At 55.6% G+C, this 23,447-nt stretch carries 15 protein-coding genes and 2 rRNA genes; 3 read left to right on the top strand and 14 right to left on the bottom strand.

The features are described 5' to 3' along the window. Positions 1-84: 84 nt before the first annotated feature. From aalo17_RS00355 to aalo17_RS00315, 9 genes are all read right to left on the bottom strand, one after another. Complete coding sequence (locus aalo17_RS00355) at positions 85-1,452, bottom strand: aldehyde dehydrogenase family protein (protein ID WP_067554059.1); 1,368 nt, start codon at positions 1,450-1,452, stop codon at positions 85-87. A gap of 145 nt (positions 1,453-1,597) precedes the next feature. Further along, a complete protein-coding gene (locus aalo17_RS00350) occupies positions 1,598-2,146 on the bottom strand; it encodes a recombinase family protein (protein ID WP_067554056.1) in 549 nt (182 codons plus the stop codon). Positions 2,147-2,596: 450 nt separating this feature from the next. Next, on the bottom strand, positions 2,597-2,914 hold the full coding sequence (gene trxA / locus aalo17_RS00345) for a thioredoxin (RefSeq protein ID WP_067554054.1): 318 nt from the start codon (positions 2,912-2,914) through the stop codon (positions 2,597-2,599). 59 nt (positions 2,915-2,973) lie between these two features. After that, positions 2,974-4,353 (bottom strand): amidophosphoribosyltransferase, encoded by a 1,380-nt coding sequence (purF, locus tag aalo17_RS00340; RefSeq protein WP_067554051.1) that lies wholly within the window; start codon positions 4,351-4,353, stop codon positions 2,974-2,976. Positions 4,354-4,428: 75 nt separating this feature from the next. Further along, a complete protein-coding gene (locus aalo17_RS00335; RefSeq protein ID WP_067554048.1) occupies positions 4,429-5,589 on the bottom strand; it encodes an AI-2E family transporter in 1,161 nt (386 codons plus the stop codon). A 128-nt stretch (positions 5,590-5,717) separates the two neighbouring features. Next, positions 5,718-6,983 (bottom strand): NAD-dependent epimerase/dehydratase family protein, encoded by a 1,266-nt coding sequence (locus aalo17_RS00330; protein WP_067554045.1) that lies wholly within the window; start codon positions 6,981-6,983, stop codon positions 5,718-5,720. A gap of 155 nt (positions 6,984-7,138) precedes the next feature. Continuing rightward, on the bottom strand, positions 7,139-8,806 hold the full coding sequence (locus tag aalo17_RS00325) for a formate--tetrahydrofolate ligase (protein WP_067554041.1): 1,668 nt from the start codon (positions 8,804-8,806) through the stop codon (positions 7,139-7,141). Further along, positions 8,806-10,038 carry a phosphoribosylamine--glycine ligase gene (purD, locus tag aalo17_RS00320; RefSeq protein WP_067560006.1) on the bottom strand — a complete coding sequence of 411 codons (1,233 nt, stop codon included), beginning with the start codon at positions 10,036-10,038 and terminating at the stop codon, positions 8,806-8,808. Before purD ends, aalo17_RS00325 begins: the two co-directional genes overlap by 1 nt. Before the next feature lie 168 nt (positions 10,039-10,206). Further along, positions 10,207-11,628, bottom strand: a complete 1,422-nt coding sequence (locus tag aalo17_RS00315) for a polysaccharide deacetylase family protein (RefSeq protein WP_067554038.1) — start codon at positions 11,626-11,628, stop codon at positions 10,207-10,209. Between the two features lie 161 nt (positions 11,629-11,789). Here aalo17_RS00315 and aalo17_RS12735 point away from each other — a divergent pair, with 161 nt between their 5' ends. The 3 genes from aalo17_RS12735 (at position 11,790) to aalo17_RS00300 (ending at position 13,295) form a co-directional block, all read left to right on the top strand. Then, entirely contained in the window at positions 11,790-12,089 is a 300-nt protein-coding gene (locus aalo17_RS12735) for a cyclic-di-AMP receptor (RefSeq protein ID WP_067554034.1), read from the top strand. A gap of 10 nt (positions 12,090-12,099) precedes the next feature. Next, positions 12,100-12,525, top strand: a complete 426-nt coding sequence (locus tag aalo17_RS00305; protein ID WP_067554030.1) for a ferritin family protein — start codon at positions 12,100-12,102, stop codon at positions 12,523-12,525. A 173-nt stretch (positions 12,526-12,698) separates the two neighbouring features. Next, the gene (locus aalo17_RS00300; protein ID WP_067560004.1) at positions 12,699-13,295 is read left to right on the top strand and encodes a recombinase family protein; all 597 of its coding nucleotides are present in this window, start codon (positions 12,699-12,701) and stop codon (positions 13,293-13,295) included. A gap of 137 nt (positions 13,296-13,432) precedes the next feature. Here aalo17_RS00300 and trxB read toward each other — a convergent pair whose 3' ends face one another. The 5 genes from trxB to aalo17_RS00275 form a co-directional block, all read right to left on the bottom strand. After that, positions 13,433-14,383 carry a thioredoxin-disulfide reductase gene (gene trxB, locus aalo17_RS00295; protein WP_067554026.1) on the bottom strand — a complete coding sequence of 317 codons (951 nt, stop codon included), beginning with the start codon at positions 14,381-14,383 and terminating at the stop codon, positions 13,433-13,435. A gap of 146 nt (positions 14,384-14,529) precedes the next feature. Further along, positions 14,530-15,480, bottom strand: coding sequence for an HPr(Ser) kinase/phosphatase (gene hprK / locus aalo17_RS00290; RefSeq protein ID WP_067554023.1), 951 nt, complete (start codon positions 15,478-15,480; stop codon positions 14,530-14,532). A 4-nt stretch (positions 15,481-15,484) separates the two neighbouring features. Then, a complete protein-coding gene (gene uvrA / locus aalo17_RS00285) occupies positions 15,485-18,304 on the bottom strand; it encodes an excinuclease ABC subunit UvrA (RefSeq protein ID WP_067554020.1) in 2,820 nt (939 codons plus the stop codon). Between the two features lie 263 nt (positions 18,305-18,567). After that, a 23S ribosomal RNA gene (locus aalo17_RS00280) occupies positions 18,568-21,452 on the bottom strand. A 231-nt stretch (positions 21,453-21,683) separates the two neighbouring features. Next, positions 21,684-23,219, bottom strand: a 16S ribosomal RNA gene (locus aalo17_RS00275). Together the 16S and 23S rRNA genes form the textbook arrangement of a ribosomal RNA operon. Between the last annotated feature and the right edge of the window lie 228 nt (positions 23,220-23,447).

Genomic DNA, 23,447 nt, shown 5'->3' with positions numbered 1-23,447 from the left:
GTGCGGGATAAAGCGGAATCATTGAAAAAACCGGACCGGCAGACAGACTGCATCGCCCCGGTTTCCCGATGCATCATGCCGGCATCACTTCATGAGTCTGCGAATGAGTTTTTCTGCCCTCGTGGTAAATGGCCGGTATCTGACAGGCACATCGATCCAGAGACCCTTTTCCACCACACTCTTGAGGTGTGTAAAGGTGTCAAATCCGAATTTGCCGTGGTACTGTCCCATGCCGGAATCTCCCACACCGCCAAAGGGCAGCCGGTCACTGGCCAGCTGGATCACCGTGTCATTCACACATCCGCCGCCAAACTGCATCCTGGTCTTCATCCACTGGATATGCCCATGGTTCCGGGAAAACAGATAGCAGGCCAGGGGATGCGGCAGATCCTTCATTTTCTGCACCACATCCGTTTCCCAGTCTGAATATGTGAGAACCGGCAGGATCGGGCCAAAGATCTCCTGGTCCATCACCGGGTCGCTCCACTGCACATCATCCACGATCGTCATGCCGATTTTCGGATACTCCCGTCCCCTGGAATACACTGGACGCCCCAGTTTCTCTTCCGCTTCGATCAGTCCGGAGAGCCTCGCGAAGGCCTTTTCGGTGATGATTTTCGCATCGGCATTGACCTGAATGTTGGCTTCGTGCCGCAGCTGCCTGACCAGTCCATCCTTCACGCTTTCATGCACCAGCACATAGTCCGGTGCAACGCAGGTCTGGCCGGCATTGAGGGCCTTGCCCCAGAGAATGCGGCGGGCACTCAGGGCAATGTCAGCTGTTTCGTCAACGATTGCCGGACTCTTGCCGCCGAGTTCCAGTGTGACCGGTGTCACGTATTTTGCGGCTGCCTCCAGCACCACCTGTCCGACATGCCGGCTGCCGGTAAAGAAAATGTAGTCAAATTTCTGGGCCAGCAGCGCGCTGTTTTCCGCATGACCGCCCTGGATCACCGCCACATAGCTGGAGGGAAACACGCTGGCGAGCATGTCTGCCATGACCTGTGAGGTATGGCTGCTGGCACTGCCGGGTTTGAGCACAACGGTATTGCCGGCGGCGAGTGCCTCCACAAGGGGCTGCATGGAGAGCAGGAACGGATAGTTCCAGGGACTCATCACCAGAACCGTTCCATAGGGCATTTTCACGATCCGGCTGCGGGCATAGAAGTTCGCCAGAGGTGTCGGGACGCAGCTTTCCCGTGCGAATTCCTCGAGATGCCGGCGCTGATACCGGATCTCCGAAAGCACCATGCCGATTTCCGTCATCCAGCTCTCGGTGGCGTCTTTTCCCAGGTCCTGGAAGAGGGCCTGTTCAATCTCTGGCTGCCAGGCATACACTGCTGCCTCCAGGCGGGCCAGCTGGCGTTTGCGGAAGGATACATCCAGCGTCTGTTCGGTGGCAAAGAATGCCCGCTGGCCGTCTGTGATTTCCCTGATGTTCTGTGTATTCATGCCATCAGTGTAACACCGGTGCGGGATCGGGCAGATGATATGCCCCGGGATGCTGCACAGGAAGACACCGCAGAGGATCTGGTGGAGAATCTGAAAAAACCGGATCTGCCGTGACTGTTTCCGTCACCGGCAGATCCGGTCTGTGTCATTCTCCTGTCTCTTCTTCCCACAGTCTGGCATCCAGATCACGGCCCCAGCGCAGGAAGGTCGTATGGGAGATATCCAGCTGCCGGGCAGCTTCCCGGCAGGAGATGTTCCCTTTCTTGTACTCGGCATACAGAGATTCAAAGGCCTCGGGCATTCCCAGAGGCCGTCTGCCCAGACGGATGCCCCGGGCTTTCACACCGTTGAGACCGGACAGCTTTCGCTCCTTCCGGGATACTGCGGCTGAATCATTCAGGTAAGAAAGAATGCGGCAGAAAGCCTGGGGATTTTCAACAGCAAAAGGAAAATCCAGGACGTGCACATCCACGTCCTTTTCCTTCAGTGTCTGCCAGTTCAGGCAGACCTGTGACAGGTTGTGGCCCAGGACATAAATGGAAGGAAGCGTGACTCTGTCCCCGGTTTCCACCACATCCAGCAGTTCCCTCAGGGAAGGGTACCCGGTGTCTCCATACAAGTCACTGTAGATTTCCCCCTCGCAGAACGGCTCCACCGACTCACCGTTTTTCCGCAGCATATATCCATATTCCATGCATTCACCTCCAGAATTCAGATTTACAAAACTGCTTTAAAACATAATTCTGACATGCGCCTTTCATTTATCAGTATAATCGAACAATTGAATTTCCGCACATACATTTCGGATTGACACACAGACAATCCTGATTCTGCATACAGCATACGGTTTTATTTGATTTTTCTGTCGCAACCTCCGCAGACCTCTTCCGTAACTTAATTTGTAATTTTGAACGAAACGTGCAAATCTTCGTCTTTTTGCTCCGGATCCTTTTCGTTTTTGGCTGAACCTGCCGGAAAATGGCGGAATTGTGACAGTGGTTCCTTCCTGCGCAAGATTCCCGGGTCTGACCTCTTCCGGGTTCCGGAGAACAGGACAGCAACCTCCTGTTCCCGTTGCACAGTACGCAAAAAACCGCCGGGTCATAAAAACCGGCGGCTTTCGTGTCTCTGTGAGACAATTGCCTTACTTTGCCTGTGCCTGCTGAATGAACTGCATCAGCTGGGGTTCCGGCTGGAATCCGGCTGTTGCGGCAACCGGGGTGCCGTTCTTGAAGAAGAACAGCGTCGGAACACTCTGCACCTTGAAGGCTGCAGCAATTTCCGGGAACTTGTCGATGTCGCACTGGGCAACTGTGACGCCTTCCACCTTTTCGGATACTGACTCCAGTACGGGGTGCAGCATTTTACAGGGACCACACCAGGTGGCGAAAAAGTCCATGAGCACTGCGGGCTCTTCTACAATTTTCTTAAAGCTTTCCACGCTTTCTACTTGCTTGATCATTGGAATTTCCTCCATTCTTTTACGTCTTCATCATACCGCGTTGGTTCCCGGCTCCCTTCTCAGTTGCTCAGGACCTCGCTGTAGCTGTACAAATCCGTACAATAGCTGCCGTCAAAGCAGGCTGTGCAAAGCCCGGCAGTGCCTGCCGCAAACCGCAGCTGCTCCGGCGTCATGAACCTCAGGGAATCTGCCTCCAGATATTCCCGGATTTCCTCCACGGTCATTCTGTGCCCGATCAGCTCCTCCTTCGTGCTGATGTCCACCCCATAGAAACAGGGCAGCTTCAGCACCGGACTGGCGATCCGCACATGGATCTCACGGGCCCCCGCTTCCCGCAGGAGACGGACGATGCGCCGGCTGGTGGTTCCGCGCACGATGCTGTCATCGATCATGATCACGGACTTTCCCTCCACGGCTTCCTTCACCGGGGAGAGCTTCATGCGCACACCCCTGTCCCGCATTTCCTGCGTCGGCTGAATGAATGTCCGGCCCACATAGCGGTTTTTCACCAGACCCGTTTCAAAGGGCAGCCCGCTGGCCTCGGAATACCCGATGGCTGCAGACAGGCTGGAGTCCGGGACCCCAATGACGACATCCGCCTGTACATCATCGCCGGTGGCCAGAATCCGTCCGGTTTCCTTCCGGAACTTGTGGACGTTCACGTCCTCGATCACACTGTCGGGCCGGGCAAAATAGATGTATTCCATGGCACAGACCCGGGGTGCATCCGCTTCCCGGTAGCTGGACCGCCGCAGGATGCCGTCCTCAAAGGTGCAGAACCCGCCCGCCGGCACCGTTTCGCTGTCATAAATTCCCATGACTTCAAAGGCACAGGTCTCACTGGAAACCATCCAGCCGTCCTGGAATCTTGCTGTCGAAAGAGGACGCAGGCCATGGGTGTCACGGAAGGCAAACAGCTTTCCTTCTCCTTCCACGAGAACCGCAAACGCGCCTTCCAGTCTGGCTGCGGCTTTCTTTACCCGTTCCTCCAGGGTTCCCTCCTCCATCCGGATCAGATGCAGAATGACCTCGGAATCACTGGTCCCCTGGAAAATCGCACCCTTTTCCTCCAGCTCGCGACGGAGTTCCTTCTCGTTCACGATCTGGCCATTGTGAGCTACCGCCACGTCCCCCAGCCGGCTGCTGTGCGAGACAATGGGCTGAATGTTCGCCGCCTCGGCACCCCCGGCGGTGCTGTACCGCACATGCCCTATGGCGTTGACACCCTCCAGGGATGCCAGCTCCGGTTTGCGGAACACATCCACTGTCAGGCCCCGGCCCTTGAGCACGGTGATCTCTCCGTCATGCTCTGCGGCGATACCGCTGGCTTCCTGTCCCCTGTGCTGCAGGGAGTGCAGGCCATAGTATGTCATGCTGGCGGCATCCGGAATGTGATAGCACCCGAACACACCGCATTCTTCATGCAGTTCATCGAACATAAGAAAACCCCCTGTCGTACACTTTATTATACAACAGGGAGTCAATTGTCACACAGGAACCGGAAACATGGAACCTCAGGCTGCGGACGAATCCGCCATGTCCTCCCCGGCACCCGAGGGCCGCAGTCCTGCTTCGATTTCCTTTCTCACAAAGTACTGAGAAACCAGTTTGTAGACAGCTGCCGCAATGGGAATGCCCATGACCATACCGGCCACACCCGCCAGGGCACCACCGATGACGATGACCATCGTCACAAAAATGCCAGGGAGTCCCACGGAATTGCCCACGATCCTGGGATAAATCACATTGGATTCAAACTGCTGGATAACACACAGGAAAATCAGGAACACCAGCGCTTTCATGGGAGATACCGTGAATACCAGGAAACAGCCGATGCCGCCGCCTATGAAGGCACCGATCATGGGAATGATGTTCGTGACCCCCACGAGTGTGCCGATCATCGGCGCGTAGGGGAGCCGGAAAATCCACATGCCGACTGTGCACATGGTCCCCAGGATCAGGGCATCGGTGCACTGTCCAATGACAAAGGACCGGAATGAGCTGTCAAAAGTCACCAGAATGTGTGTGAGGCGGGCTTCTTTTTCCTTCGTCAGGTACAGCGAACAGAGTCTGTGGTAGATCCGGACAAACCGTTCCTTGTCGGCGAGGATATAGATGGCAAAAATCAGCATGATGATGCTGTTGATCGTTGCACTGGTAATGCTGGTGACGACACTGAAGGCGGAATTCAGCGCTCCCTGCACGCCGCTGGAGAGAAAGCCCGTGATTTTCTGGAACATGGAGTTCCAGTCAATGTTCAGGCTGTTGATGGAGTCCGCAATCTGGGGATGGTCCTTGAAGAGATTCGACAGAAAGACCTGCAGATCCTTCACATAGCCGGGGATGGTTTTCACCAGCAGCTGAATGCTCTCCACCAGCTGCGGGAGCACCAGGATGCACAGCAGGGTGATGATGCCCAGGAAGATGAACAGGGAAATGGTGATGGCCAGTGGCCTGGCCTTTTTTTCGAAAGCCGGACTGTACCGCCTGAACCAGTGCTCCATGGGATCCATGATCAGATTCAGGACAAATGCCAGACAGCCGCCGAGAATCAGCGGAAGGGCGGCATTCCAGAGCAGGCCGATCCATTTGAGGACCGCAGGGAAATTCAGGATGAAGAGGACCGCTGCCACCAGTACCAGGATGAGCGTCCAGGGGATTCTGTGTTTGTTCATGATTTCACTTCACAATCTTTGGGTCCATTGTACCCAATCCCGGGGGGCATCACCATCGGGAACACTTTCCAGACCACTGTCCGGCTGCGATTACACCCACCCGGGCTGATGCTCTTCCAGATGGTCGTTCATCTGCGCGACCGGCCGGACTTTCTGCGGCGACCGGCCATCAGCCAGGCGGCTGCCGGAACCGCGGCTGCGGCCAGGGCTGTCTTTGTCCAGACCGATTTTCCGTTTTTTTCCCTGACCGGACCCTGGGGGGTCAGGATGGCATCTGCGTCCAGGCGGAAGATGCCCTGCTGGAACCGGATGATGTCTGTCACGGTTTCCTTCAGGGGACGACAGGAAAATCCCAGGTCTTCCACAGACTTTGACACATCAAAGTTCGAGTCACTTTCCAGTGTCTGTACGGCAAAGGCAGTAAACAGCGGCTTTTTCCCGCTCAGGCGGTAATAGAGCGCTGTGACAGGTGTGACAGCCAGAACCACATCCAGGGGCAGCTCCAGAGCCACGGGGCGGGTATGGCTGATTCGGGCCGCCATGACAGCCAGCTTCATCATGGACACAGTGGGACCCGCCGCCAGGTAGCTCTGGCCGCTGACGCCTCTGGTGCAGGCGGCAACGATCATCTGCGCAGCATCCCGGACATCCACAAAGCTGTACCCTGCCTTTACACAGGCCGGCAGTTTTCCGGACGCAGCTTCGCAGAAAAACTCAGACATATTGGTATGGTCATAGTCATTGGGTCCAATCAGCCCGGATGGCTGAATGATCACCGCATCCAGTCCCTGCTTCATGAGTGCCTGCACCCGGCGGCTGGCTTCGGCTTTGGCCTTGGAGTACAGGCCAATGACTGTGTCGGGATCAAACACCGTCGCCGGTGGCATCGGCTGCCGGCCCTTACCCGGGGGCATCGCATGCACACTGGAGATATAGATCAGTCGTCCGCCGGCTTCCAGGGTTTTTCGGGCCACGATCTCTGTTCCCTGGACATTCACCGCGTAGACCTTCGGATCATACCCCGGTTTTCTGTCCACAATGCCTGCACAGTGAATCACGTACAGCAAAGCCCCGGACGGAATCGAGAAAATCTCCTTCAGCGATTCCGGTTCCGTGACACTGCCAAAGTACAGAGAATACCGGAGTCCCTGCAAAGACTCCAGGGATGTTTCTGGCAGGAGCAGACACCGGAGCTCCACATCCGGCCGGTTCTGCAGTTCACGGACAATGTTGTTTCCCAGAAATCCGGCCGCACCGGTAATGATACAGATTTTTTTCGTACTAACCTCATTTCTACCCGCCGCCTGCTTCCAGATCCTGCCTGCAGCCGCCATCAGCCAGTGGGCTGCACAGTCAGAACAAGGATGAGAAAACAGGTCGATGGTTCCACACATCAGCGGAAAGAGTCATCGCTCTCGCTATGCATATATCGCAGTTTCGGCGGTGGAAGCATCCAGATGACTGAAAAAAGCGTCACTTTCCCATGGAGGGAAACTGACGCCTTGTGCCGGCAGATGCCGAGACCGGAGAGTCCGGAGACCGGTTCTGTCTAGAACAGTCCCGTGATCTTTCCTTCTCCGTCGATATCCATGTCCAGTGCCGAGGGATGCTTCGGAAGGCCCGGCATCGTAAGCACCTTGCCCGTCAGTGCAACGATGAACCCTGCGCCCAGGCTCGGCCGCAGTTCTCGGACTGTGATGGTGAAATGTTCCGGACGGCCCATTTTCGTGGGATCGTCAGAGAGAGACATCTGGGTCTTGGCCATGCAGACCGGGAGCCTGTCCCAGCCATGTTTTTCGAATTCTGCGATCTGTTCCTTCGCTTCGTCGGTGAATACCACATCATCCGCGCCATAGACCCTGCGGGCGATGATCCGGATTTTTTCTTCAATCGGGAGCTTCTCGTCATACAGGACTTCGAAGTCGTTGGGCTGTTCTGTCAGGGCAATGACCTTTTCCGCCAGATCCAGTGCCCCTTCGCCGCCTTTGGCCCATACCTGCGACAGGGACATGGGGTGTCCGTTCTCCCGGCACCAGGTCTCGAGGGCTCCGATTTCCGCCGCTGTGTCGGTGGCGAACTCGTTGATGGCGATCACATAGGGCAGTCCGAAGGCCTGGGCGGTCTCGATGTGCTTCTCCAGGTTGGCAATGCCGGCTTTGAGCGCCGGGATGTTTTCTTCCTTCAGATCCTCGAACGCCACGCCGCCATGCTGTTTCAGGGCCCGGATCGTGGCCACGATCACAACCGCCGAAGGATGCAGGCCGGCCAGCCGGCACTTGATGTCCAGGAACTTCTCTGCCCCCAGGTCTGCCCCGAATCCGGCTTCCGTCACGACATAGTCCGCCAGCTTCAGCGCTGTGCGCGTGGCAATCACCGAGTTGCAGCCATGGGCGATGTTTGCAAAGGGCCCGCCGTGAATCAGCACCGGGTTGTGCTCCAGTGTCTGGACGAGATTGGGCTTGATGGCGTCCTTCATGACCATGGCCATTGCGCCTTCCACCTTCAGGTCCCTGGCATAGACCGGTTCTCCGTCGAAGCTGTATCCCACCAGCATGTCGCCAAAGCGCTTCTTCAGGTCCTGCAGATCTGAAGCCAGGCACAGGGCGGCCATGACTTCGCTGGCCACGGTGATGTTGAATCCGTCTTCGCGCTTGATGCCGTTGGCCTTCGGTCCAAGGCCGATGTTCACCTGCCGCAGCTCGCGGTCATTCATGTCCAGACACCGGCGGAACGTGATCCTGTCCGGATCGATGCCCAGTTCGTTGCCCTGGTGGATGTGGTTGTCAATGACCGCCGACAGCAGGTTGTTGGCTGTGGTGATCGCATGCATGTCCCCCGTGAAGTGCAGGTTGATGTCCTCCATCGGCACGACCTGCGCATAGCCGCCGCCTGCAGCTCCGCCCTTGAGTCCGAACACAGGTCCAAGACTTGGCTCCCGCAGGGCCATCATGGTGTTTTTTCCCAGCAGGTTCAGCGCATCTCCCAGGCCGACGGTGGTAGTGGACTTGCCTTCACCGGCTTTTGTCGGGTTGATGGCCGTGACCAGGATCAGTTTGCCATCGGGGGCATCCAGGGAATCGAGATATTCCTGGGAGAGCTTCGCCTTGGTCCTGCCATAGGGCTCCAGGGCATCGGCAGGAATCCCCGCCTTTGCCGCCACTTTGTCAATGGGGTCCAGTACGCACGCCTGTGCGATTTCGAGATCTGTCAATGCCATTACGCCATGTCCTTTCTTCCGATGTCCGTACGGTAAAACAGCTTGTCGCAGCCAATCTTCTCAGCCTCGCGGTAAGTGTGTTCAAATGCCTGCTCCAGGGTGTCCTCCAGTGTCACCACCATCAGCACGCGCCCGCCGTCTGTCTTCAGACCCTGGTCCGTGCTGCGGGTGCCCATGTGAAAGATGGACGCATCCGTGTCCCCGATTTCGATGAGTGCCCCTTTGGTGCTGCCTGCAGGATATCCTTCGCTGGCCAGCACCACGCCGTGGCAGGTCTTCGGCGTCCACTGCAGTTGTACAGGCTGTCCGTCCATCACCGAAAGGATGGCATCGACAAAATCGCTCTTGAGACGCGGCAGGATCACCTCGGCTTCCGGATCGCCGAACCGGGCGTTGAATTCAATGACTTTGATGCCGTCCTTTGTCAGCATCAGCCCCCCGTACAGGAATCCTGTAAAGGGTACGCCTTCCTGAACGAGCGCCTGTGCCATGGGTTCCATGACCGTCTTCATGGTTTCTTCCAGGATCTCCGGTGTGATCCGGCGGACAGGGGAATAAGATCCCATGCCGCCTGTATTCGGTCCGGTATCCCCGTCTCCGACCCGTTTGTGGTCCTGAGCCGTTTCCAGAGGAACCACCAGGCCCTCATGCACCAGGGCAATGAGACTGTATTCGAATCCCTCCAGGTACTCCTCAATCACGACCCGGCCGCCCTCCTGGGCAAATGCCGCATCCAGTGCCTCCAGCGCGGTATCCAGGTCCATTGCCACCGTGACGCCTTTTCCGGCTTTCAGGCCGTCTTCCTTGATGACGATCGGGGCACCCTGCTCCTTCACCCAGGCACGGGCCGCTTCCACCGTGTCGAAGGTGCGGTAGGCAGCGGTGGGAATGTGGTATTTTTCCATGATCCGCTTGGCAAAATCCTTGGAGGACTCCACCTGGGCTGCAGCCTGTGTGGGGCCAAACACGCGGATTCCCGCCTCAGTCAGGGCATCTGCCATGCCTGCTGCCAGTGCAGACTCCGGGCCGATGACCGCAAGGCCGATCCCTTCCTGTACCGCAAAAGCCGTCATGGCCTCAACATCACTGTCACCCACGGGCACGATTGTACCCAGCCGGGCCATACCCGGATTGCCCGGGGCGCAGAACAGCTGCGTGCACTGCTCTGATGCCGCCAGTGCTGCAGCCAGGGCGTGTTCCCGACCGCCTCTGCCAATGACCAAAATCTTCATATCTGCTTCCTTTCTTCCGATATGGTTCATGGTAACATGATTTGTCACTTTGCCAACAGGTCCTTTTCGCATTCGGTTTCTCATTTTGTCACCAGCCGCTGCGGGTGCGGAAAACCGAAAAAACTCTCCGCGGCTGTAAGCCTTCTGCGGAGAGATAATGATACAGATTCAGTTGTTGACCCCGTGGTGTGCAGCGACAGAATCCCGGGTCAGGGGCAGGAACACATATCCCCGTTCCTTGTAGTGCCGGATGATTTCAGGCAGTGCCTCCACTGTGGTGTTTTTGGCCATGGTGTCGTGGAAGAGGATCGTGCAGTACTGCTCCTCGCAGGCCGTGGCGCCCTGCACAATGGTATCCACCGGAATGTCATTGCCGCCGGCATCGCCGCTGGATACATTCCAGTCAAAGTACTCGTATCCTTTTTCGTGCACGAGATCCACCAGCCTGCTCATGATGCCTTCGGTATAATTCGCAGATACGGTGTTGGAACTGCCGCCGGGGAACCGGATGACCTTCGGTGCCTCGCCGGTGATGTCCTTGACCATGTCCGAGATCTGCTGGAGATCCTGGAAATAGTTGTCCACGGAGGAATACACATAGGAATAATCGTGGGTATAGGTATGAAGGCCGATCGCATTGCCCTGGTCGTAGGCTTCCTTGATGAAGTGATTGTCCGCCTGTCCGTTGCCGGTCACAAAGAAGGTGGCTTTCGCATCGTATTTCTCCAGGATCTTCAGGATCTTTCCTGTATTTTCGCTGGGGCCGTCATCGAATGTCAGGAACACCACCTTGTTGCCATATTCGGGGTTCTTTTCCACGGTGACTTTCTGCTTCAGCTCCGACTTGTTTCCCGACCGGTCGGTCGCCACTACCGTCACTTCATAGTCGCCGGCTTTGGTCATATCTATGGAATCCTCGTCCCAGGTGATGGCCGGTTCCGGATCCATGTCGTCTGTCGCCGTGATTCCCGACAGTTCAAATGCGGTTCCCTGTTTGACCTTCAGCGTCTTGTTGTCAGACTTGAGCTGCGGCTTCGTGGTGTCCTCCACCCGGTCCAGAGTGGCCTGTCGCTCTGTTTTGTTTCCGAATTCATCCGTCGCCACAATGGTGACCCGGTGTTTCCCCTTCGGCGTCAGATCTTCTGTGTCCGGGGCAAACGCCACCGTGACTTCCCCGGCATCCTTCGCGGATGTCACCATATCCTCCGGTTTGACATCCTGTGTCATGTCCGCCATGTAGTCCCTGACTTCCAGCGTCGGCGCGGTGGTATCGGTGACGTGCACGACCGCTTTGGCTTCGTGTCCCTTGTATGTATAGGTCAGCGGATAGTCCCCGACCTGATTGGTATCCACGGTGCCTTCGATTTTGACATCGGCCGGGGACCCCAGAAACGCCACGCGGATGTTGCTCTCCGGATCATATTTGTGTTTGTATTCCGTCGTGACTTCGCCGGCTTTCAGGTGAAGCGGCGAAATCAGGAGGCATATACTTGTAAAGAGCCCCAGAACCAGAGCTGCGCATGCACCCAGGACCAGGAACCGCGACCACCGGATTCTCCGGCGCCGGCCTTTTTTTCGTTTTGCTGCCATTGATCAATCTCTCTTTTCTCTATCCCTTCCCTTTCGGACCGGTTGCCGGGCTCGCCACCGAAAGGGCAATCTCTGTGTATTACTATATGGTATTCTTCCGGATTTTGCCAAACCGTGGATTATACTTGAAAAGAGATGATATACAACAAGGAGAGAAGAACATGAAACTGGTTATTTCCGTAATTTCCAGCGAAGACGCCGGGGAACTCAGTCAGGCGCTTTGCAGCAGCGGGTTTTCGAGCACACGCCTGGCAGCCACAGGAGGTTTTCTGTGTCCGGGAACCACCACACTGATCACCGTATGCGAGGACGAAGACGTCCCGACGGTCACAGACGTGATCCGGGACCATGCCGGGGCCCTGTCCACACCCGTAAGCCGCCTCGAACAGCCCTACACACCGGTCGCTGCATGCGGAGCCTCCATTTTTGTGCTGAACGTGGAACAGTTCCTGAAAGTGTGAGGCGGTTCAGGTGGAATTTGAAGGATCCCGCACCCGGGAAAATCTGCAGGTGGCTCTCGCCGGAGAAAGCCAGAATCTGACCATTCTCAGGCAGTTGAAAAAACACAGCAAAGCCGTCAGCCGCGAGGCTGCGGCTCCTTTCGAGGAGGCCATGAACCAGAGCAAGGACCTTGCCCGTCAATGGTTCGAGGTCCTCAATGACGGACCCGTCAATGGCTCCCTGGCCAGTCTGCATGAAGCTGCGAAACGTGCAGATGACCAGTGGACTGCCCTGTATCATGAGTTTGCCGCCGCTGCCAGAGAAGAAGGCTTTGAACAGCTGGCCGGACAGTTTGCAGAGGCCTCGGCCAGGCACAAAGACCTGGCTGCAGGGCATGCCCGCTGGCTGGACCAGGCCCACGGGCAGCCTCATGGAGATGGAACCGAAAGCAGATGAAATCCCGGTCGCAGGCTGTGTGTGCAGGCAGGCAGCCTGCTTTTTTCTTGCCCCGCAGCCGGAAAATCAGGTTCTTCTCCGATGGACTTCTGCCCTGCATCCTGTCTGCCGGGCAACATCCAGGCAAAGTATCAGACACCTGTCACACCACCCGTTCACTTATCATTTTGTCCATGACGATTTATGGATATGCACGTGTTTCGAGCCGGGACCAGAACCCCGCCCGGCAGTTGGAAACCCTGCGGGAGTTTCCGGTGGCAGACTGCCACATCTATATCGATCATCAGTCCGGGAAGGATTTTGCCCGTCCAGCGTGGCAGGAACTGACAAAACGCTGCCGAAAGGGAGACACCATCGTGGTTCATTCTCTGGACCGCCTCGGCCGCAGCTATACCGAAGTGGTTCGAGAATGGAAAAAACTCACATGCACACGCGGTGTGCAGATGGTCGTTCTGGATATGCCGCTCCTGGATACCAGGCATGAACATCCGGACCTGACCAGGGAATTCATCGTTGACCTGGTTCTCCAGATCATGAGCTACGTCGCAGAAAACGAAAGACTGTCCATCCGCCAGCGACAGGCCGAAGGAATTGCCGCCGCCAAAGCGCGGGGCATCCATTTCGGGAACCCCGGAAAACCGCTTCCCGAGAAGTTCCCGGAAACTGTTCTGGCCTGGCGCCGGCAGGAGATCACCCTGCAGGAAGCCCTCCGGCAGCTGGACTGCTCCCGTTCATACTTTTATAAAAATGTGAAAATCCTCGGGCTGTGATCCTCCACGATATACAGTGCCGGCCGGCTGACCCGAATCGAAAAAGGCACACGTCTCATCCGTACCTGTGCCTTTGTTTCGTATCTGTCTTTCTGCTTTGCTGCCTTCCGGACTGAAAACCGGGGCATCCGACTGTCTTATGCTTCCAGCTCTTCCGCCAGTTCTTCCGTAGGCACAAGATGTTCCTTCGCCCACAGGAATGCAGACTCCGCTGCCTTGGCCCCGTCAGATGTCGCCGTCACGATCTGCCGGAGTTCCGTCACACGGACATCCCCTGCTGCAAACACACCCGGAACCTTTGTCATCATTTCCTGGTTGGTGATAATGGCACCATGTTCGTCACAGACGCCCAGGTCTTTGACCATGCCCGAAATCGGATCCTGGCCGATATAGGGGAACACGCCGGCAACATCCAGCTGTGATTCTTCACCAGTCTTGACATTCTTCACCACAAGACCCGTGACCGTGTCTTCTCCCACGACCCTGACTGGGACTGTATCGCGGATGATCTCCACCTTGGGATTGGCCATGACTTCTTTCTGGAGCTTTTCCTCCGCCCGGAACTGATCCCGGCGGATGATGATATACATCTTATCCACAAACTGGGACAGGAACCCGCTTTCTTCCAGCGCCGCATTGCCGCCGCCGATCACAGCCACGGTTTTGTTCCGGAAAAATGCACCATCGCAAACCGCACAATAGGACACACCATGTCCCACCAGTTCCTGCTCACCGGGAATCCCCAGGAGCCGTTCTTTGGTTCCGGTTGCCACGATCACGGAACGGGCCTTGATTTCCCGTCCATCCGTCAGTCTGACGGTTTTGTCCGGCAGCACTTCGCTGACAGTCCCCGCAATGTACTCCGCCCCAAACGCCAGGGACTGCTCGTACATCGTCATACCCAGATCCGGTCCGGGTATTTCCGCGACCCCAGGGTAATTTGAAACCAGGTAGGTTTTCAGCATTTTCCCCCCGGGAGCACCTGCTTCAATCATGCAGGTTTTCATACCCGATCTGCTGGCATACAGGGCGGCTGTCATCCCCGCCGGCCCGGCGCCGATAATTGCCACATCATATATTTCATTCATATTCCAGCCTCCATTCTCATCCAGTATAAAACCTGATTTCCTGTCTGTCCTGTGCAACGCGTTTCCTGTTGAGTGTGTCAAACACAAAAAGCCTGGCAGAATCCGCAGATCCCGACAGGCTGAAATGACTCGTTTTCAGACAGAAATCAGTCGTCTCCCTCTGTATCATAGCGGTTTTTGGCAATTTCGCGGAGTACCCGTTCCTCGAATTCCTTGGCGGAATTGATGCCTTCCCGCAGCAGCAGGAAGTTTGTCACCGTGGTTTCTATGATGGTCGCCATAGGACGTCCTTCACTCACCGGGATTTCCACGTCCATGAGCTGGATGCCGAGGATTTCTGTATATTTCTTTTCCTCGATCCCCACACGGTCATAATTGTTGTGGCCGTCAAACCGCCCCAGGGTGATCTGGAACTGGATCTCTGTCTGTCTGGCAATCGAAGTCACGCCATACATCTTCTGTATGTCAATGATGCCCACGCCTCTGAGCTCCATGAATCCCTCGATCATGGGGGTGCTCCGGCCTATCAGCGTGTTGTGGATACGGTAGCAGTCCACCCGGTCATCCGCCACCAGCTGGTGTCCGCGCTTGATGAGCTCCAAAACGATTTCTGATTTTCCCATCCCGGATTTTCCGCAGATCAGCACCCCCACGCCGAAGATCTGCACCAGTTCTCCGTGAATGATGTGGCTGGGAGCCAGTTTTTCATCCAGAAAATTCGTGACATTGTTGACCACGTAGGTGGTTTTTTCCAGTGTCCTGGCCACCGGGAAATCCTTCCGGCGGGCTATTTCCTCCAGAATTTCAGGACACCGGCTTCCATTGGTGATGACAATGCCCGGTGTCATGGGTCCCGTCAGGAATTCAAATGCCCGGCGCTGGGCGACTTCATCCATTTCTTCATGGATATAGCCCATTTCCTTGGCACCCAGGATCACAAGCCGGCGACGGGCGGTATCCGGGAAATATCCGGCGAGTTCCAGACCCGGACGGTTCGTGTCAGGAAGTGTGACAGGGCGTTCCAGAGCCCTGGGACTGCCGGTCACGAGGTCCCAGCCGAATTTGTCCAGCAGGTCTCTGATCGTGGCTCTGGGCATACCCTCACTTCCTTTCCAGCAGCGGCTTCAGGTACTGACCGGTCCAGCTTTCAGGCACTTTTGCCACCTGTTCCGGTGTGCCGGCAGCCACGATCCGGCCCCCTGCATCTCCACCCTCCGGTCCAATATCTATGATCTGATCCGCGTTCTTGATCACATCCAGGTTGTGCTCGATCACGAGCACCGTATCCCCATTATCTACAAGCCTCTGTAAAACTTCAATGAGTTTTTCCACGTCCGCAGAATGCAGCCCCGTGGTGGGTTCATCCAGGACAAAGAGGGTTTTCCCTGTAGGTTTTTTCTGCAGTTCGCTCGCCAGCTTCACCCGCTGCGCTTCTCCGCCAGACAGCGTTGTGGCACTCTGCCCCAGTTTGATATAGGACAGGCCGACATCCTTCAGCGTCTGCAGCTTGTGCCGGATCCGGGAAATGCCGTCGAAGAATACCACGGCTTCCTCCACCGTCATATCCAGGACATCCGCGATCGTCTTGTCCTTGTATTTCACCTGCAGTGTCTCTTCGTTGTACCGCTTCCCGTGACAGGCATCACAGGGGACATACACATCCGGCAGGAAGTGCATGGAAATCCTCTTGATTCCATCCCCCTGGCACGATTCACAGCGTCCGCCTTTTACATTGAAGGAAAACCTTCCCTTGTCGTACCCCAGAAGCTTCGCCTCCCGTGTCTGTGCAAACAGATCCCGGATGTCATCGAATACGCCTGTATACGTCGCAGGGTTGGACCGCGGTGTCCGGCCGATTGGTTCCTGTCCTATCACAACCAGCTTGTCAATATTCTCCAGTCCCTGGATCTCCCGGCAGGCACCGGGTTTCACCCGCAGTTTCCCCAGGGCATGTTCCACGCCCTTTGTCAGAACTTCCGTCACCAGAGAAGACTTGCCGGATCCGGAGACACCGGTCACCACCGTAAGGGTTCCCAGACGGATCGTTGCATTCACACCCTTGAGGTTGTTCTGGGTGGCTTTCACGATCTTCAGCGTGTTGCCGTTGCCTTTCCTGCGCTTCACCGGTACCGGAATGGAACGCTTTCCGGAGAGATACTGGCCCGTGACGGAATCCGGACAGGCCATGACTTCCTCCGGCGTTCCTGCCTTGATGATTTCCCCTCCGTGAATCCCTGCACCCGGGCCGACATCCACAATATAATCAGAGGCACGCATGGTATCCTCGTCATGTTCCACCACAATCAGCGTATTGCCCAGGTCCCGCATTTCCTTCATCGTGCCAATGAGCTTGTCATTGTCCCGCTGATGCAGGCCGATGGAGGGTTCGTCCAGCACATACATGACCCCTGTCAGCCGGGAACCGATTTGTGTGGCCAGACGGATCCGCTGTGCTTCTCCGCCTGACAATGTGGCTGCCAGACGATTCAGGGTCAGGTACGTGAGCCCGACGTTGTGCAGAAATTCCAGTCTGCTGCGGATTTCCTTTGTGATGAGCTCCGATACTTTTTTCTCTGTATCCGTCAGCTGCAGATTTTTCATGAATTCAATGGCTTCATCCACTGACATCTGCGTCCATTCATAGATGTTCTTGCCGCCGACACGCACCGCAAGAACCTTTTCATCCAGCCTCGCTCCATGACACTCTTCACAGGTCTGGTCTGAGATGAACGAGCCGTACCATTCCCGGTTCCAGGAGGAATTGGTTTCCATGAACCGGCGTTCGATCAGGGGAATCACGCCTTCGATCATGTCATTCTTTTCCGTTACGGAGCCTGAACGGGAATACAGAGTATAGCCAATGGGTTCCAGCGATCCATACAGGATGCGATCGAGTTTTTCTTTGGGAATGTCGCGGATGGGGACATCCATGTCAATGTCGTAATGCCGGATCAGGGCATACATTTTCTGCCATTCCAGGTTCTCGGTATCCACGATATTTTTCAGATAGCGGATGCCGCCCTGGCGAATGCTCAGGCTCCTGTCCGGAATCAGCAGATCCATGTCCACACTCTGGGTGATTCCAAGTCCCTTGCAGTGATGACAGGCTCCCAGCGGGGCATTGAAGGAAAACAGCTTGGGCTCCAGTTTTGGGACAGTAAAGCCGCAGATTTTGCAGGCGTAATTGGCCGAAAGCAGGAACTCTTTGTCATCGGCAAGAACATCCACCATGCCGTCTGCCAGATTGACCGCCGTTTCGATGGAATCGTAGAAACGGGATCTGTTATCACTTTTGATGATCCGGTCCACGACCACATCGATGTTGTGTTTCTGGTTTTTGTTCAACGGTCCCTGTTCTTCCAGGTAGACAATTTCACCATCCACACGGGCACGGATGAATCCATCCTTGATGAGCTTCTCAAAGGTCTCCTTGAAGGTCCCCTTCTTGCCGCGGACAATCGGAGCCATGATGGTGGTTCGCGTGCGGTCCGGCAATGCCATCATCTGATCCACCATTTCGGAGATTGTCATCCCCTGGATCGGTTCTCCATGTTCCGGGCAGTACGGAATGCCTATTCGGGCATACAAAAGCCGGAGATAGTCGTAAATCTCCGTGACGGTTCCGACGGTGGAGCGGGGGTTATTGGATGTCGTTTTCTGATCGATGGCAATGGCCGGGGAAAGACCGTCGATCTGATCCACATCCGGTTTCTCCGAATTCCCGAGAAACTGTCGGGCATAGGCGGACAGTGATTCCATGTAGCGGCGCTGGCCTTCTGCATAAATGGTGTCAAAGGCCAGGCTGGTTTTGCCTGAACCAGATACACCGGTCATGATGACGAGTTTGTCCCTGGGGATATCCAGGTCTATGTTTTTCAGGTTGTTTTCTCTTGCACCCCGGATCTTGATGGTGTTTTCCATGAATTCTGTATTCCTCCTTTCAACGAAGAAGCTGTATAAGAAATGATATTATCGCAATTTTTGTGCAATTCCATTCTATCACATTTGGAGTTTGGCGCAGAAGGAAAGCTCTGGATAATGAAAAACAGCCTCTGGTGACTGCTCACGTCAAAGGCTGTATCTTAACACTTTCTGTGGAATCCTGTCTTTTGGTCACTCTCTGAAAACCATACACGATATGTCTTTCGTTTCCTGTCTTTCCGCAAAGCTGCGGGCTTCTTCTTTAGATCAAGTCCTCGACCGATTAGTGCCAGTCAACTCCATGCATCTCTGCACTTCCATCCCTGGTCTATCCACCTCGTAGTCTTCAAGGGGTCTTACTTCTCTTTTAGAATGGGAGATCTCGTCTTGGGTCCGGCTTCGTGCTTAGATGCTTTCAGCTCTTATCCGTTCCCTGCTTGGCTACCCAGCTGTACCATTGGCATGATAACTGGTGCACCAGCGGCAGGTCCATCCCGGTCCTCTCGTACTGAGGACAGCTTCCCTCAGATCTCCGACGCCCACAACAGATAGGGACCGAACTGTCTCACGACGTTCTGAACCCAGCTCGCGTACCGCTTTAATGGGCGGACAGCCCAACCCTTGGAACCGAATCCAGCTCCAGGATGCGATGAGCCGACATCGAGGTGCCAAACCTCGCCGTCGATGTGAACTCTTGGGCGAGATCAGCCTGTTATCCCCAGGGTAGCTTTTATCCGTTGAGCGACGGCCCTTCCATTCGGCACCGCCGGATCACTAATCCCGACTTTCGTCCCTGCTCCAGTTGTCTCTGTCGCAGTCAGGCACGCTTCTGCATTTGCACTCTTCAGTTGGTTCCCATCCAACCTGAGCGTACCTTTGGGCGCCTCCGTTACTCTTTGGGAGGCGACCGCCCCAGTCAAACTGCCCGCCTGGCACTCTCCCCTGTCCCTCTCGGCACACGGGTTAGGGCCCCATACATCCAGGAGTGGTATCCCACCGGCGACTCCACCAATACTTGCGTACTCGCTTCCAAGTCTCCCACCTATCCTGTACATGGCTGTCCAGGACCCAATACCAGGCTGCAGTAAAGCTCCATGGGGTCTTTCCGTCTAGTTGCGGGTAACCTGCATTTTCACAGGTACTAAGATTTCACCGAGTCTGCTGCCGAGACAGCGCCCAAATCGTTACACCTTTCGTGCGGGTCAGAACTTACCTGACAAGGAATTTCGCTACCTTAGGACCGTTATAGTTACGGCCGCCGTTCACTGGGGCTTCGGGTCACTGCTTCACCTCGCGGTTGACAGCTTGCCTTAACCTTCCAGCACCGGGCAGGTGTCACCCCCTATACTTCGCCTTGCGGCTTCGCAGGGAGCTGTGTTTTAGTTAAACAGTCGCTTGGGCCTTTTCACTGCGGCTCTTTCGAGCGCCCCTTCTTGCGAACGTACGGGGCCATTTTGCCGAGTTCCTTGGCAACAGTTCTCTCGCTCACCTTCGCATCCTCTGCGCGCCCACCTGTGTCGGTTTTGGTACGGGCCGTATATGCATTTCCACTAGAAGCTTTTCCTGGAAGCTGACTCGATGCGCTTCGCTACTCGCTTTCCGCTTTCGCTTACCCGTCACGCTCTGGTTTCCGTATCCGGATTTGCCTGGATACCACCTGCTTCGCTTGGCCCTCAATCCAGTAAGAGGGTCGCATCTGCCTTCTCCGTCACTCCTTCGCTCCATATACGGGTGCAGGAATCTCCGCCTGCTTTCCATCCGCTGCGCCTTTCGGCCTCACGTTAGGTCCCGACTTACCCAGGGCGGACGAACCTTCCCCTGGAATCCTTGGGCTTTCGGTGTGCAGGATTCTCACCTGCATCTCGCTACTCACACCGGCATTCTCTCTTCCATGCTGTCCATATGCCGTCTCCGTCATACTTCTTCCTGCATGCAACGCTCCCCTACCACATATACTTCCATATACATCCGCAGCTTCGGTACCTGGCTTAAGCCCCGGTACATTTTCGGCGCAGGGCCACTCGACTAGTGAGCTGTTACGCACTCTTTCAAGGATGGCTGCTTCTGAGCCAACCTCCTAGCTGTCCGTGCGTCCCCACATCCTTTTCCACTTAGCCAGTATTTTGGGACCTTTGCTGGCGGTCTGGGCTCTTTCCCTCTCGACCATGGACCTTATCACCCACAGTCTCACTGCCGGATTCCTCCCAGTCGGCATTCGCAGTTTGATCGCATTCAGTACCCCGGGATGGGGCCATCATGCGTTCAGTGCTCTACCTCCGTCTGTCATCCTCCGACGCTAGCCCTAAAGCTATTTCGGGGAGAACCAGCTATCTCCGGGTTCGATTGGAATTTCTCCCCTAGCCACAGGTCATCCGCTAACTTTTCAACGGTAGTCGGTTCGGTCCTCCACAGAATTTCACTTCTGCTTCAACCTGCCCATGGCTAGATCACCCGGTTTCGGGTCTGCTCCATACTACTCTTCCCGCCCTCTTAAGACTCGCTTTCGCTTCGGCTCCGTCCTTTCCGACTTAACCTCGCACCATGGAACAACTCGCCGGTTCATTCTACAAAAGGCACGCCATCACCCTTTGACGGGCTCTGACTTCTTTTAGGCACACGGTTTCAGGTTCTCTTTCACTCCGCTCCCGCGGTTCTTTTCACCTTTCCCTCACGGTACTCGTTCTCTATCGCTCACACTGTATATTTTGCCTTGGCGGATGGTCCCGCCTGCTTCCGACAAGATTTCTCGTGTCCCGCCGTACTCAGGATCCCGTCTCATGCTTCCAACACTTCGCTTACGAGGCTTTCACTCTCTCTGGCTGTACTTCCCTGTACATTCTGCTGTGTCTTTCCCACTCTTTTGACGGTCCTACTACCCCGGATCTCTCCGGTTTGGGCTTTCTCCCCTTTCGCTCGCCGCTACTCGGGGAATCACTGTTGTTTTCTTTTCCTCCGGGTACTTAGATGTTTCAGTTCCCCGGGTACCTCTCCCTTTCGGGATGACAGCCTTCCGGCTGCCGGGTTCCCCCATTCGGACACCGACGGGTCTTTGCCTCCTTACGGCTCACCGTCGCATTTCGCTGTTTGGCACGTCCTTCTTCAGTACAGTGTGGCCAGGCATCCTCCCTGCGCCCTTCCTTGCTTGATCTGATTCTCTCAAACGTTTTCGTGCTTTCTTCGAGATATTTTCTCAGAACTGTTTCTTCACTGTTCTTTTCTTTCTCTCAGTTTCTTCTGTTTTCTCCACAACTTTACTTCAGACCTTCTGTTGTCTTTCATATCGTTGTACGGTTTTCAAAGATCGACCTGGAAGACACTCTTCCAAAACCGGACAGGAACCACTCTGTTCTTTTCCTTTTCCCCTGTACTTTCTCCTTAGAAAGGAGGTGATCCATCCCCACGTTCCCGTAGGGATACCTTGTTACGACTTAACCCCAGTCATCGATCCTGCCTTCGACGGCTCACTCCTCTTATGAGGTCATGCCACCGGCTTCGGGCATTACCGACTCCCATGGTTTGACGGGCGGTGTGTACAAGGCCCGGGAACGTATTCACCGCGGCATGCTGATCCGCGATTACTAGCGATTCCAACTTCATGGAGGCGGGTTGCAGCCTCCAATCCGAACTGGGACGGCTTTTATGAGATTCGCTCGACATCCCTGTCTCGCTGCTCTTTGTAGCCGCCATTGTAGTACGTGTGTAGCCCAGGCCATAAGGGGCATGATGATTTGACGTCATCCCCGCCTTCCTCCGGTTTGTCACCGGCAGTCTGGCATGAGTCCTCAGCTTTTCCTGTTAGCAACATGCCACAAGGGTTGCGCTCGTTGCGGGACTTGACCCAACATCTCACGACACGAGCTGACGACAACCATGCACCACCTGTGTGGATGTTGACCTCCGATGCATCTCTGCATCTTCGCATCCCATGTCAAGGCCTGGTAAGGTTCTTCGCGTTGCTTCGAATTAAACCACATACTCCACCGCTTGTGCGGGCCCCCGTCAATTCCTTTGAGTTTCACACTTGCGTGCATACTCCCCAGGCGGAGGACTCACTGCGTTAACTTCAGCACTGAGGTTTCACCCCCAACACTTGGTCCTCATCGTTTACGGCGTGGACTACTAGGGTATCTAATCCTATTTGCTCCCCACGCTTTCGTGCCTCAGCGTCAGCAACAGGCCAGGCGGCCGCCTTCGCCACTGGTGTTCTTCCATATATCTACGCATTTTACCGCTACACATGGAGTTCCACCGCCCTCTCCTGCTCTCCAGTCCTCCAGTTTCCAAAGCCATGCATGAGTTGAGCTCATGCGTTTCACTCCAGACTTGCAGGACCGCCTGCGCACCCTTTACGCCCAATCATTCCGGATAACGCTCGCCACCTACGTATTACCGCGGCTGCTGGCACGTAGTTAGCCGTGACTTTCTGGCGGGGCACCATCAGTCAGCACCCATTTCCTGATGCTGCCTTTTTTCCCCCGCAACAGAGCTTTACGACCCGAAGGCCTTCTTCACTCACGCGGCATCGCTCGTTCAGGCTTGCGCCCATTGACGAAAATTCCCTACTGCTGCCTCCCGCAGGAGTCTGGGCCGTGTCTCAGTCCCAATGTGGCCGTCCGCCCTCTCAGGCCGGCTATGCATCATCGTCTTGGTGGGCCTTTACCCCGCCAACAAACTAATGCACCGCAGGTCCATCCGCGCCCCATCCCCGAAAGGATGTTTCACAGAAAGAAGATGCCTCCTTCCTGTACATCGGGATTTGTTCTCCGTTTCCAGAGCGTATTCCCGGTGCGCGGGCAGGTTCCCTACGTGTTACTCACCCGTTCGCCACTAGAGACCCGAAGGTCTCTCGTTCGACTTGCATGTATTAGGCATGCCGCCAGCGTTCATCCTGAGCCAGGATCAAACTCTCCATTTGATCTGTACTCAGACGCTTTGCGTCTTGTGTTCATGATTGTTTTTCAGGTTCAAAGAATCGACGTTGTATCGTCTTGTATTTACTTCGTTTTTCCTGTCCAGTTTTCAAAGAGCGTCAGCACCCATGACAGATGCTTCCATCGCCTGCGGCTTCTGATGAAGTCACAAGCTTTTCAAAGATACTGAATGAGCGGTCTGGCTGTCAAGCCCGCCTGTGCCCCTCAGCACT

The sequence above is a fragment of the Faecalibaculum rodentium genome (assembly GCF_001564455.1).
GTDB lineage: Bacteria > Bacillota_I > Bacilli_A > Erysipelotrichales > Erysipelotrichaceae > Faecalibaculum > Faecalibaculum rodentium.
This window is presented reverse-complemented; position numbering and strand designations above follow the sequence as displayed.